This is a genomic window from Virgibacillus kekensis (assembly GCF_042654125.1).
Classification (GTDB): Bacteria; Bacillota; Bacilli; order Bacillales; family Amphibacillaceae; genus Lentibacillus; species Lentibacillus kekensis.
Genome location: NZ_JBHSFU010000004.1, coordinates 1,074,521 through 1,087,933, shown reverse-complemented (window position 1 = coordinate 1,087,933; position 13,413 = coordinate 1,074,521). Strand labels below are relative to the sequence as shown.

The following is a 13,413-nucleotide window of genomic DNA, read 5'->3' as shown; positions in this document are numbered from 1 at the left end:
AGTTTTAACTACCTATTCCACTTTAAAAGTGTTGGTTATCATAGCGTGGACTCGTGCATAAGCTATATAAACCGCGCCCATGGAGGGAACAATAATGGATATATTGAATAAAGTGAAGAACCATCGTGAAGAAGAGAATCGTTTAAAATGGGAAGGAACATTTGCGGAATACCTGGAGATCGTCAAAGAACGGCCCGAAGTTGCCCAGACAGCTCACTCCCGTGTTTATAATATGATTAAAAGTTCCGGTTTATCCGAGCGGAACGGGAAAAGAATGTACAATTTCTTCGGGGAGGAGATTTTCGGGCTGGAAGATTCGATTGAGCGGCTTGTTGAGGAATATTTTCACCCGGCGGCCAAGCGACTTGATGTCCGGAAACGTATTCTGTTACTGATGGGCCCTGTAAGTGGCGGGAAATCAACCATCGTCACCATGCTGAAGCGCGGCCTCGAGCAATATTCCAGAACAGATGAAGGTGCGGTTTACGCCATAAAAGGCTGCCCGATGCATGAGGACCCGCTTCACCTGATACCCCATCATTTACGGGAGGACTTCCATAAGGAATATGGAATCCGGATTGAAGGAAGTCTGTCACCACTCAATTCCATGCGCCTGGAAAAAGAATACGAAGGGCGCATTGAAGATGTAATGGTCGAACGCATCCTTCTTTCCGAAGACAAACGGGTTGGTATAGGCACATTCAGTCCGTCCGATCCGAAATCCCAGGATATCGCCGATCTAACGGGAAGCATTGACTTCTCAACAATCGCCGAATATGGATCCGAATCTGATCCGCGGGCATACCGGTTTGATGGTGAACTTAATAAGGCCAACCGCGGAATGATGGAATTCCAGGAGATGCTCAAATGTGATGAAAAGTTTCTATGGCACCTCTTATCACTGACCCAGGAAGGTAATTTCAAAGCTGGAAGGTTTGCTTTGATTTCAGCGGATGAGCTGATTGTAGCGCACACGAACGAGGCTGAATACCGTTCCTTTATTTCCAACAAGAAGAACGAAGCACTCCATTCACGTATTATTGTTATGCCAATACCGTATAATCTGCGGGTAAGTCAGGAAGAACGCATTTATCAAAAAATGATAAAAGAAAGTGATATGGCCCACGTGCATATTGCGCCGCATGCACTGCGTGTAGCTGCTATTTTTTCTATCCTTACGCGTCTGGAAGAATCCAAAAAGCAAGGCGTTGATCTGGTCAAAAAAATGCGCCTGTATGACGGGGACAGTGTGGAAGGATTCAATCAGGCAGACGTGGAAGAGCTGGCAAAAGAATTCTCGAATGAAGGTATGCACGGTATTGACCCGCGTTATGTAATTAACCGAATATCATCAACAATTATTCGTAAGGAAATCCCTTCAATCAATGCCTTGGACGTCCTGCGTTCGCTGAAAGACGGACTCGATCAGCACCCGTCAATTTCCGACGAAGACAAAGAACGCTTCATGAACTATATTTCCGTTGCTCGTAAAGAGTACGACGAAATTGCCAAGAAAGAGGTTCAGAAAGCATTCGTTTATTCGTACGAAGAATCAGCTAAAACGTTGATGGATAACTACCTTGATAACGTTGAGGCATTCTGCAACAACAATAAACTGCGCGATCCGCTGACAGGCGAAGAAATGCAGCCTGATGAAAAACTAATGCGCTCGATTGAGGAACAGATTGGTATTTCGGAAAACGCCAAGAAAGCATTTAGAGAGGAAATTCTTATCCGGATTTCTGCATATGCGAGAAAAGGCAAACGATTCGATTATAATTCGCATGACCGCCTGCGCGAAGCAATTCAGAAAAAGCTATTTGCTGATCTGAAGGATGTTGTGAAGATCACCACATCCTCCAAAACACCGGATGAGTCCCAGCTTAAAAAGATAAACGAAGTAATCGCCCGACTGATTGACGAGTACGGATACAACTCCGTCTCAGCCAACGAATTACTCCGGTATGTGGGAAGCTTGCTTAACCGGTAGCCGCCGTCCAATAACTGAAGGAAAATAACAAGACTGGTTTTACCCTGGTCTTGTTATTTTTATACACTTTACTGATTTAAAGCTGAAAATGGGCGGATTCGAATAACTTGTTTGTCCGTTCTTGCATAAAATATTGAAAACTAAGCTTTCGCCATTTCGTATAGCGAAAGCTTTAGTTGCACTTATGCAGGAAGGAAGGGTTTTTCCTCTCCTTCCTGCAAAAAAGACAGGAGGGGAAGATGTGAAGGAAGCAAAAGAAAATTTTGTCGTCTCCAAGGAAAATTGGTCCCTCCATCGCAAAGGCTACCAGGATCAGCAGCGTCATATGGATAAAGTAAAGGATGCCATTAAAAATAATCTGCCGGATTTGATAAGCGAAGAAAGCATCATCATGTCAAACGGACGGGAAGTCGTTAAAATCCCGATTCGTTCACTTGATGAATATAAAATTCGCTATAATCACAATAAATCCAAACATGTTGGTCAGGGGGATGGCGACAGTCAAGTAGGTGATGTGATTGCCCGTGAACCGGGTAAGCCCCAACAGGGAAAAGGTGGTTCAGGCGAAGGTAAGAAAGCTGGTGACCAGGCTGGCGAAGACTACTATGAAAAAGAAGTCTCGCTCGCTGAACTAGAAGAAGCACTTTTCAAAGAAATGGAACTGCCAAACCTGGAACAGAAAGAACAGGATGAAATCACCATTGAGGACGTTGAGTTTAACGATGTCCGCAAAAAAGGATTAATGGGTAACATTGATAAAAAACGTACGATTCTTACCGCGATAAAACGTAACGCGACTGAAGGAAGACCTGGCCTTACGCCAATCTATAATGACGATCTCAGGTTCAAGACATGGAATAATATAGAGAAGCCTGAATCCAAAGCAGTTGTGCTTGCGATGATGGATACAAGCGCATCGATGGGCACGTTCGAAAAGTTTCTCGCACGCAGTTTCTTTTTCTGGATGACGAGATTTCTCCGTTCCAAATACGAAACGGTGGACATTGCATTTATCGCACATCATACCGAGGCGAAGGTGGTATCGGAAGAAGCATTTTTCTCCAAGGGTGAAAGCGGCGGAACAATCTGTTCTTCCGCATATAATCAGGCACTCGAGTTAATTGGTGAAAAATATAATCCGACTCGCTATAATATTTATCCCTTCCACTTTTCGGACGGGGAAAATGTCACATCGGATAACCCAAGATGTGTAAAACTGGTTAACGAAATTATGGATGTATCCAATATGTTCGGGTATGCCGAGGTAAACATGTATAACCGTCAGTCAACCCTCATGCGGGCATACAGCAGTATCGAAAATCCTAAGTTCCGTCACCATATTTTAAAAGGAAAGCAGGATGTCTACCACGCACTGAAAGGCTTTTTCGTACCAGAAGCGGCGACAGTTTAGAATAAAAGCGGCACGCCCTGTCACCTCGAAGCTGGACGTGACACCTGCTGACAAAGAGCATTATAAAGACACACTCTTTATAAATCCTAATATAAAACAAAACCGGGCGGTGCAAGTCACTCCCGGTTTTTTCCTATGCTTTTAGACTAATTCAATTTTGTATACGGCACGGTCGGTGCTGATTAGAAATCGTTCTCCGTCAAACTCATATAGCGACGTATCCTCCAGCGGGATTTCGTACTGTGAATCCGGAAGTTCTGCAGGACTCGATAACGTATCAGTAATCCCGTTACCATTCAGCTGAAGTTCATGCATTGGCTGATAATCATCAATCCGCCGTGTATTTCTCGCATATGAAATTTCATCAAGTGCCACTACTGTTTCATCAATATCATTCATTTCATGTTTAGTGATTTTAACATTCTTCCCACTCCATTGTTCCAGCAACGCATTAAATTCCTCGATCGATAAAAAATGATGCTCCATAAAATATCCCTCCTCCCCATAGGATTGCCACCAACCAAAACAAAAATTCATCAGGGACACCGGGGTCTGACCCCTTTGTCCCGGTTGAACCTTCCCTCCCCCAGATGAATAACCTATGGGCAGAAGCATATTTCAGGAGGGATTTGCATGCACACATTTTATAGTGGAAACCCGTATCAATACGGCCAGCTCGCATACACTGCTGGTGATGGAGCAGGGTATGATATCTGGTTATACGACTTTTTCAGCAGGTCGAGCACCCGCCTTACCACAGGACTTGCCGATTCATTTTCTATACCATACTGGTCGCCTGACCTGAACCGTATAGCGTTTGTCGGGAGAGGCGCAGTTATTTATGTCGTTAATCTGGAGCGGGGTACCATTGCAGCCATTGATCAGCTTGAAGAAGGACCAGGCAGTTATCTGGACTGGTCACCGGATGGTGTGACCCTCGCTTACGCTAAAAATCCGTACATCATGATATACAACACACGCACACACCGGGCTAATCGGATTAATCAGCCTCAAGCGACCGATGTACAGTGGTTCCCAACCGGAGAAGAACTTCTTTACCAGGCACCAGATGATTCAGGAGTAAGCCAGCTGTACCGTATCGACCGTAACGGCACCAATCAACGACAGATTACCCAAAACACGGAGGGCCGTTATAACAACGTACGGCTTTCCCCGAATGGCCGATATATTCTTTACACGACTCCTGGTGTTAGTGTCTCATTGATCTACACGATTGACCTTATAACCGGTGAAGTTTTTGAAATACCAGGCGGACCACAAGCCAAGAACTACAACCCGGAATGGTCACCTGACTCACAATCAATCCTCTACAGTGCCACCGCCATGGAAAACAACCAATACTACTCCCAAATCCGCACCACTGGGACACGGGGTCAGGGTGATCGTCCCATCGCTATATCCACTTGTTTCTCCACTCCGGTTACCTGGTCAGGTAATGGACGTCGGATTGCTTACTTGTCGGGTTGCACAGCCGAGGATTACGCAACTGAAGTGTGGGTGTTGGATGTTATCAGCGGGGCTTCGGCACGAATTCTGGCAGGTATACCGGTTTTCGCCCTGCAATGGTCACCAATTCCGACACAACGCAGGAAGAGAACCTTTGTAAGCCAGGAATACCGTGTTCGATTACGATATCCGGCAAACTGGCAGCAAGTAACCGATGTGCGTTTTGAAGGCCCAGATGGTTTCTTTCAAATCAGTGCCATAGCGTCAGACGAACCGATCGAGGAAGTCTGCCAAAATGAAGCCTTCCATCCGTTGCAACCATACGGCTCTAACCCTCGCATTACCAGAACACGAACTCAGGGACAGGAGGCATGTTTTATTTTCCCATCTGCCGATCAGCCAGCCGAAATGGAGAACCAGGCAGCGCTGATTGTCCGGTACCCGAGACCAGTTCAAATCAATGGAGAAACCTATAATTACTTCGTCTTGTGGGCGGATGAAGCGCACATCGATGAGATCAGTCCGACAATCGACTTTTTAGGAAACCGATAATAGTGGTTCATCATTCTCCATTCCCCTCATAAACTGTAAAAAGAACACCTGGAGGGGGATTATTTTGACGGATACAAAGGCACTCAACCGCGCCATTGAAGAAATAACCGAAATTGCGTCCGGATTTGGTCTTGATTTTTATCCGATGCGGTATGAAATTTGCCCGGCGGATATTATATATACGTTTGGGGCATATGGCATGCCGACACGGTTTACGCATTGGAGCTTCGGGAAGCAGTTCCATAAAATGAAGCTGCATTACGACCTAGGTCTCAGCCAGATTTACGAACTTGTCATCAATTCGAATCCTTGTTATGCATTTTTGCTTGATTCGAACAGCCTTATTCAAAATAAACTCATTATCGCGCATGTACTCGCGCACTGCGATTTTTTCAAAAACAATGTCCGTTTCTCAAACACCCGCCGTGATATGGTCGAGAGCATGACGGCCACCGCTGAGCGGATTTCCAACTATGAGATGGTGTATGGTAAGGAGGAAGTTGAAAAGTTCTTGGACGCCGTTCTATCAATCCAGGAGCATATTGATCCATCAATCGTCAGGCCAAGACAATCGGCAAATAGTGAAGATGACTTTGACGAGGAAATCCCGGCGGCCAAAACACCGTATGATGATCTTTGGGGTCTCGATGATAAGAAGGACAATCAGCCGCAGCCGGTCAAAAAGCGTAAAAAATTCCCGCCAAGACCAGAAAAGGACCTGCTTCTGTTTATCCAAGAGCATAGCCGTGAACTGGAAGATTGGCAACGCGACATCCTAACAATGATGCGTGAGGAGATGCAGTATTTCTGGCCACAGCTCGAGACGAAAATCATGAACGAAGGCTGGGCTTCCTACTGGCACCAACGGATATTACGCGAAATGGACCTGAACAGCGGCGAGTCAATCGAGTTTGCCACCCTGAATGCGAATGTCGTTCAGCCATCACGCCAGCAAATTAACCCGTACTATCTGGGGCTGAAAATATTTGAGGATATCGAGGAACGCTACAACAATCCAACCGATGAAATGAAAATGCTTGGTGTAGAACCGGATTCCGGGCGGGAAAAGATTTTTGAGGTCCGCGAGATTGAGGGTGACATTTCCTTCATCCGCAATTATTTGACCAAAGAACTCGTCCAGCGCGAGGATATGTACTTGTTCGAGAAGCAAGGCCGCGATTACCGGATTACCGACAAGGATTACGAAAATGTACGCGATCAACTTGTTTCCATGCGCGTAAACGGCGGATTCCCGTATATATGTGTGGAAAACGGTGACTATCTACGCAACGGTGAGCTTTATTTGAAGCATTATTTTGAGGGTACGGAACTGGATCTCAAATACCTCGAGAATGTCCTTCCATACATCTACCAGTTGTGGGGGCGTGATATCCACATAGAAACCAATGTGGAAGAAAAACAAGCATTATTCTCCTATGACGGAAACCGGATGCATCGGAGGTTTTTATAAAATATTCAGGATAAATAAGCTACTAAAAAGCCGTGAAAAATCCCTCACGGCTTTTTCTAGTTTATTCCCCAGTCTCCGCAAAACGTTTAATACGATTATTAAGCGCTTATCCTTCTTTTAATCCTCTATTCGGTAAGACCCTTACAGCAATCTCAGAAGGCAAAATGGATCCAAGTATACCGACTAATAACGGAATAACTCCGGACGCAGCGAGTAACCAAAGTTCGTTGACTGGGAATTGCTGATACATGATCCATATGAGCGTCACAGCTAAAGCCATACCAAGTATACCAGCTGCTAATCCAGTCCAAATTCCTTCCAACAGGACAAGTAACCGAATATTTTTATTCCTCCATCCTGTTGCTTTTAACAGAGCAATCTCCGGCTTTCTTTCCACAATATTTTGCCACATGATTTCAGCGGTAGTTAACACTGCAATAACCAATGCTATCCCCATCGCAATATAATGAGATGTTCCAACCTGTAATGCCGCATACTGACCTAGCCAAGTAGTGTACATCACACCCTGAAGCCTGAATGACACAAACAGGAAGAATGCCAGCAGCATCGTTGGGAATGCCATGGCGAATATGGACATGGTGTTACGTCCGAACTTGCCGAATAAATGATTGAATGACATTCCAATCAGTCCTGATGAACGGGAAACTCTTCTTGCAGTTCGGCGTATCTCACCTGTTTTCATCGTTTCGTATGGAGAGAGCCTGGATACCAATATGGCTGGACCAATGGCGCCCAGTAAATAGATAAAGAGTCCCAACACGCCGACAATGATGAGTTTGAACACTGAAAAACTCTCCGGGTTTTGGTAAAAATAAATTCCCTCAATAATCCAGGCAACAGTTGCCACAAAAGCTCCGACCATTAGGGATTCCATAATCAGCAAGCGGACCAGTTGACTCGTTCTCCATCCAGTAGCCAGAAGAACAGCAAACTCCTTTCGTCTTGCTAAAAAGGATACAAGGTTTGTGGCTAGTACATATGCAAGCGCGACCAGCATAACACTCGCAATCACACCGGAGAACCCGACTTTTGTTTCATTATATATGGTGTAGGACGCTCCCAAATGGATCCATGGCATTTGTACCCAGCCGAGTTCCGGAATTTCTCCTGAGGAAGGCACATGTAGTAATGTTGGCTGCGGAGATGATCCGAGTGTGATATCTGTTATTAACCCGGTCTTTTCTTCAATTTCACTAGCTACTTCTTCAAGCTTTTGCTGACTATCTTCCGTAAGTTGATCTACCTCCTTGACGGTTACCCGAATGGAGGAAATCGGCTTATCGCCCATTATTTGAGATGCCGCCTCTATCGTCGTTAACATAGTGGGAGGTTCCAACAGAAAACCGCCTGGGCTACCCCGAGGAGTTATTTTAGCTGGTGGATTGACGGGATTACCTTTCTTATTAACCATCAGCTTGGCGGTTGGCGGGCGATAAGTTTGCATTGGTAATTTTGTTAAAGGATTCTTTGCCGTCTGTAGTTTGCTGGAATCATAGACCCCAATAAAATTGGGTTGAATAAACTTCTTCATATCAAGGTAATTTTCCTCTGACCAATCATTTATCATATGGATTTTCCGGTACCCGTCAATAGACCCTTCATATACATCCTGAAACTGGTTTGAAAAGCTGTTTTGTACCGGCTGCACCCTGAAAGCAAACTCCCAGCGTTCTGGGAATGGAGCTTCTACAGCGTCATATTGGACGGGTCCAGCTCTTAGATTTAGGGTGCGATTTAGTCTTACTTCTGCCGTGTCAGAAAATCCTTTTTCCTTGTTTAAAATTTTTCCTGCCAATCCATAAAGTAAGGTTTGGTAATCTTGCTGTGAAGAGTAGGAATAATCACCTATTTTTTCTGCCTCCAGGGAGTTAAGATATTCCCGGATTTCCTCTCTTTTTGTCAGTTGTTTAAGCTCTCTCTTTTCTTTGGTTGAAAGTTTGATTCGTTCGAGAGTGACGTTATAAAGAGTACGATTATAGATACTATCATTTAACAAAACTGGCATTTGTGTGTGTTGCTGTTCAGGTACAGGTCTTGCTTCATCGGTAATTGATTCCTGGTGTCTGGTGCTTGCCTGATCCCCGGGCTGAAAGTAACGGCTCATTCCTTCATCAATAACTGCCTTATCCAGTCCAACCAGCTTTGCCTCTGCTTCAGGGCTAATCCCGGCAAGAAGCACGTATCCGTTTATTCCAATCTTTCCCGCTCTCTCTAATTCACCTGCGCTATCCTTTGCTTCCTCAGCAAAGAAGCTATCCTGTGCATAATAAAGCGTATCCTCAGGATAAACGATAGGATCGTAGCCGTTTTTCTCTTTGACCACACGTGTCTTTCTGTAGATGTAATCCGAAGAAATTTCTTTTAGTTCCTCTGTCGTATGGGTAACTTGATAAGTCGTATACCCCAGGATTGCCAATGGGGCTGCCACATCAATATCCTGCATCTCTTTAATCTCATTCCATTGCGTAAGACTGATGCCACCAGACAGTCCACTTAAATAATTTGGTGATAACAGATCCTCACTCTCTGTAGAACCACGACTACCCGGCGGGCGAACGAGTATATGATACTGTGCTTCCCAATTTTTCCTTAACGTATCCACTACAGTTCCTTTACTGGTTTCCGAAAGTCCGATCAGGTAACTAAGCCCAGCACTTATGATTAGTGCTCCAATCACAAGCAATATCAGTCGCTCTTTATGTCGCCACCAACTTTTCCAAATCAAACGCAGCACACAAATTGCCCCCTCATATCTATACGAATTATTTTCAATATTTAGCTCTATTTGTTAGTTATATTTAACCACAGAATAACCATTAAAAAAATAATAATCTGAAATTTTTAAATAAATGTTTATATCCGTCCCTATTGTCATCCAAACCAATAGTAAGGTGACCTATGTAATTTTCACTATTTATTTCCTGTAAAGAAAAAGGAGGTTACTAAGGTGATTTTACCACTATAACCTTATTAAACTATTATCTTTAATTCTTATAAAAAACTTGTACATTGTTCGGTAAAGGGGTAGGACCTAGGCTGGAGTTGGGTTTCGGGCTTCGGCAAAGGGGGTTTTGTGTCTTTAACGTTCTGATTCCGAGTTTTAACCCGGTTAACTTATTAAACTTTTCCTTCCATCAACCCCTATTTTAATAAAACCCAATTTTATACTTGCATTATACATATACGTATATTATATTTATACATATAATATACAAGGAGGACCATTATGCCAAATAAAACAATTTATGTACCGGAGGCTGACTTACCTGTCTTTGAACAGGCGCAAAAACTCGCTGGAAGCAATCTCTCAGCTACAATTTTGGAAGCATTAAGGCGTTTCATCAAAGCGGAAGAGGCAAAAAGTAAAGGATTTGAGGAAATAGCCATCAGATTGGGTGAGAACGGCGTGTATACCCGTAAACGGTTTATGGGAAAAGAATTGGTTAGAACGCAACACATCGATGAAGAAAAAGATAAAAAAACAGAATATACGTTATATAAAACAGCAAAGGAACGGTATGTATTGTATACCAAAGTTTCTTTTGGTTGGGGATTTGTGGATAGCTTATCCAAAAAGACTGAAGAAAGACTATCCCAAAGACTGCATAAACGAATCGACCTGGATATTGATGTTGATATTTCCGCAAACCCAAACAGCTATTCCATGAAAGTAGTCGAGACCAAAGAAGAACTTCAAGGGGGGATACCTGATGCCCTTTATACGGTTATTCAGAGTATGGATGAAAGTGAAACCGATGAATTTCTAGATATATAAAAAAGGGGGATGTGGATGGCCAAATTAATAAAGGGTAATATCGGGTTCCGGTATCTTGTGTTTTCGGATACATCTACCAGTTGTGGGGGCGTGATATCCACATTGAGACCAACGTGGAGGAAAAGCAGGCGGTCTTTTCCTATGATGGGAATAGGATGCACCGGCGGTTCATGTGAAATAAAAGCCGGAGATGTGAATGTATTTCTCCGGCTTTTACCAGTTTGCTAACTTTAACAACACAGGTGTAATTTTGAAACTTAAAATGTGTTTAACATTTATTCACAAACTCTCGTTTGACTACTGTTACTGATTTGGTCTTGAAAGATGGTCCTCAAATAAATCTATAATTTCCAAAAATCTTTCAGCTTCTCTAAATGTATGATCAGCTAGGAGTGGATGAATATTACTTTTAATGCGACAAGCCTCTATTAAATCTCTTGCTGTTTTCTTAAAATCCCGTAATGAAACTACTGAAACTCTGTTTTGATCCAAGAATTGATCCAGCATTGGAACAGTTTCAGATTGGGGACGCATAGAGTCTAAATCAACTGCCTGGAAAACCAGTTGATCAAAATCATGGGTAAATTCTTTCGCCTGTTCCACTAACTGTCTTTCGGAAGGATCTAAAAGATGTCCAATAAATTTGGAATGGTCTGCCATAATCTTTAAGAAGAATAAATTTTCTTGGATAATCGTATCAGGTTCGGGGGCAAGTTTTCCTTCGTTGAGGTCTTTTAATCTGTTGGCAAAATAAGCGGCTTCTCTGCTAACATGGTCAACTAATAATGGGAAGTTATTTGTTCGGATTTCACAACGTAAAATTAACCCTAAAACTTTTCTTTTGTAACTCCAAATGGCAACAGCTGCCTGATAAACCTCTTTGTTAAAGGCTTGAATTTGGCGTAAATCCGAGTTTATAGAAAACCTTGCCAACTTTTCTTCTATTCGATCAAACAGGGTGATGAACTGTTGGGCTTCTTCAATTAATTGATTCTGTTCATAGGTAAATCCCAAGCTTAAGAATAAAGCATGCTCCTTCATGATCCTCGACCAAAATTGAATTTCATCCAAGGATCTCATTACAATTGGATTCGTCAATATATCCCCTCCCGATTTTACTCTTCCTTCCCATATTTATGTATGTCAATTTGTCCCTATTCTTGCTATTCCATAGGACTGTTTAAAACCTTTTTTCGATGCTTTCTTAGATTCCTCGCTGCTTAGTCTTGTGAGGTGAAAACAGTGATTCGCAAGTTAACTCTTCAATACTCACATAATTTCACCATTAAATTATCAGTAAAAAATGGCTTGGATATTTCTAAAGGGCTCCGTTTCTGTGTCTTGATTTCACCTAACCCCTTCTTGCGCCAATCTTTTCTTAAACAATCCTGCTGCACTAGTTTAGACAGGGTCAGATTGTTAGCTGAAAAACTGTAGAACAATTAATTTAGCGATCCATTTAAGCGACGCAGCACAATGCGAGTCGCCTTTTTGTACTATCAGAATTTATAAGTTTTTACGGAAGATAGTACAAGAAAACCTTCACACTTGTTATAGACGATACGAATGTCGAGTTTTCTAAGGTGATTCAAGCTGGATTTTTATGCTGTTGTTTCGCTTGGCATCCTGCTTGGAAGTAGCCAGATGTTAAGAATCAATCATGGATATCTCCCTAAAAGTTAAACTTTTTTGACAGTTTAGTCCGCACCCTTTACCATAATATTAAATATGAGTCATGTTCGCAGCGGTCATCCTTATAAAACGGAATAACCCTCCCCAAGGGGACTCTAGGAGAATACAAGGTTAGGCATTAAAAGGAGTTGGTTACAAATGTCCTCATATACCGTTTTTTCAAATTATATTTGTACACATGCAGAGACTTTGGCTAGAGAAATTGTCGATGGAGTTATACAAGAATTGAATCTCAAACTTCCGGAATGGGAGAGAGAGCAAGCAGTGGATACGTACATCGGGCTTTTAGAGTTTCTGGGGAATTCACTCGTTAAAGATAGAGCCAAGATGGTACCAGAAGAGCTTATTGAGTGGAGTGAGAGAAATTCGGAAATGCAAGTATCAACCGGGGGAGAGTTTTCTGAACTTGTTGTACGCTACCCACCAACTAGAAGGATATGTAATGACATTGTAACTAGAATCAGTATTGAACTTAACTTAACTGTAAGCCAAAACGCCTATATTATAAAACGAATTAATGAAATGCTGGATGTGAGCTTAAATGAAACTTTCTTTTCTTTTAAAAGACTCTCCGATGAACGTCAGGGGAAGACCCAAAAGAAACTTTTAGAAGTTTCTACACCAATAGTACCTATAATGGATGGCATCGTAGTCGTACCATTGATTGGTCATATGGATATGATGGTCACCGAACATATTATGAATAGTGTTGTGCAGGAAATTGACAACATGGATGTCAACCATGTTATTGCAGACTTTTCTGGAGCGCTAATTATTAACCCGCAAGTAGCGGAAGCTTTTCGCGAGATCGGAAGAACGCTTCGTCTAATGGGACTTAATATTATCATCACAGGTATGCGACCTGATACGGTTTTCTCAGTGGTAGAAGCCGGTATTGAGTTATCGAGTATGGAGTCCTATGCTACGGTAAAGCAAGCTGTAGAAAGCACACTACAGAAATATTCCACATAAATCACGGACAGTTATGCCCTAGTTTTAAAAGCCAGTTGACAAAAGAGAGAAGTTATATGTAT

9 protein-coding genes are annotated in these 13,413 nt (G+C 42.8%); 6 read left to right on the top strand and 3 right to left on the bottom strand.

Annotated elements, in window-relative coordinates; all coding sequences use genetic code 11:
• The first annotated feature begins 94 nt into the window (after positions 1–94).
• Complete coding sequence (locus ACFO3D_RS09375; RefSeq protein ID WP_390295125.1) at positions 95–1,990, top strand: PrkA family serine protein kinase; 1,896 nt, start codon at positions 95–97, stop codon at positions 1,988–1,990.
• A 241-nt stretch (positions 1,991–2,231) separates the two neighbouring features.
• Positions 2,232–3,401: a sporulation protein YhbH gene (gene yhbH / locus ACFO3D_RS09370; RefSeq protein ID WP_390295123.1), complete on the top strand. Its 1,170-nt coding sequence runs from the start codon at positions 2,232–2,234 to the stop codon at positions 3,399–3,401.
• 141 nt (positions 3,402–3,542) lie between these two features.
• On the opposite strand, the gene ACFO3D_RS09365 is transcribed toward yhbH, so the two are convergent.
• Entirely contained in the window at positions 3,543–3,887 is a 345-nt protein-coding gene (locus ACFO3D_RS09365; RefSeq protein ID WP_390295121.1) for a protein YmzB, read from the bottom strand.
• 147 nt (positions 3,888–4,034) lie between these two features.
• On the opposite strand from ACFO3D_RS09365, the gene ACFO3D_RS09360 reads away from it, so the two are divergent.
• Both ACFO3D_RS09360 and ACFO3D_RS09355 read left to right on the top strand, forming a co-directional pair.
• Positions 4,035–5,420: a TolB family protein gene (locus ACFO3D_RS09360; protein WP_390295119.1), complete on the top strand. Its 1,386-nt coding sequence runs from the start codon at positions 4,035–4,037 to the stop codon at positions 5,418–5,420.
• A gap of 64 nt (positions 5,421–5,484) precedes the next feature.
• A complete protein-coding gene (locus ACFO3D_RS09355) occupies positions 5,485–6,891 on the top strand; it encodes a SpoVR family protein (RefSeq protein ID WP_390295117.1) in 1,407 nt (468 codons plus the stop codon).
• Positions 6,892–6,997: 106 nt separating this feature from the next.
• Here ACFO3D_RS09355 and ACFO3D_RS09350 read toward each other — a convergent pair whose 3' ends face one another.
• Positions 6,998–9,646, bottom strand: a complete 2,649-nt coding sequence (locus ACFO3D_RS09350; protein ID WP_390295115.1) for an ABC transporter permease — start codon at positions 9,644–9,646, stop codon at positions 6,998–7,000.
• Positions 9,647–10,138: 492 nt separating this feature from the next.
• Here ACFO3D_RS09350 and ACFO3D_RS09345 point away from each other — a divergent pair, with 492 nt between their 5' ends.
• A complete protein-coding gene (locus tag ACFO3D_RS09345; RefSeq protein ID WP_390295113.1) occupies positions 10,139–10,687 on the top strand; it encodes an EXLDI protein in 549 nt (182 codons plus the stop codon).
• A gap of 303 nt (positions 10,688–10,990) precedes the next feature.
• On the opposite strand, the gene ACFO3D_RS09340 is transcribed toward ACFO3D_RS09345, so the two are convergent.
• On the bottom strand, positions 10,991–11,785 hold the full coding sequence (locus ACFO3D_RS09340) for a DUF2935 domain-containing protein (RefSeq protein WP_390295111.1): 795 nt from the start codon (positions 11,783–11,785) through the stop codon (positions 10,991–10,993).
• A gap of 732 nt (positions 11,786–12,517) precedes the next feature.
• On the opposite strand from ACFO3D_RS09340, the gene ACFO3D_RS09335 reads away from it, so the two are divergent.
• Positions 12,518–13,351 (top strand): STAS domain-containing protein, encoded by an 834-nt coding sequence (locus ACFO3D_RS09335; protein WP_390295109.1) that lies wholly within the window; start codon positions 12,518–12,520, stop codon positions 13,349–13,351.
• Positions 13,352–13,413 lie beyond the last annotated feature (62 nt).

Coding starts and splice junctions, on each gene's coding strand:
- ACFO3D_RS09375 (WP_390295125.1), top strand. CDS start 95: ATGGATATATTGAATAAAGTGAAGAACCATCGTGAAGAAGAGAATCGT.
- ACFO3D_RS09365 (WP_390295121.1), bottom strand. CDS start 3,887: ATGGAGCATCATTTTTTATCGATCGAGGAATTTAATGCGTTGCTGGAA.
- ACFO3D_RS09360 (WP_390295119.1), top strand. CDS start 4,035: ATGCACACATTTTATAGTGGAAACCCGTATCAATACGGCCAGCTCGCA.
- ACFO3D_RS09345 (WP_390295113.1), top strand. CDS start 10,139: ATGCCAAATAAAACAATTTATGTACCGGAGGCTGACTTACCTGTCTTT.
- ACFO3D_RS09335 (WP_390295109.1), top strand. CDS start 12,518: ATGTCCTCATATACCGTTTTTTCAAATTATATTTGTACACATGCAGAG.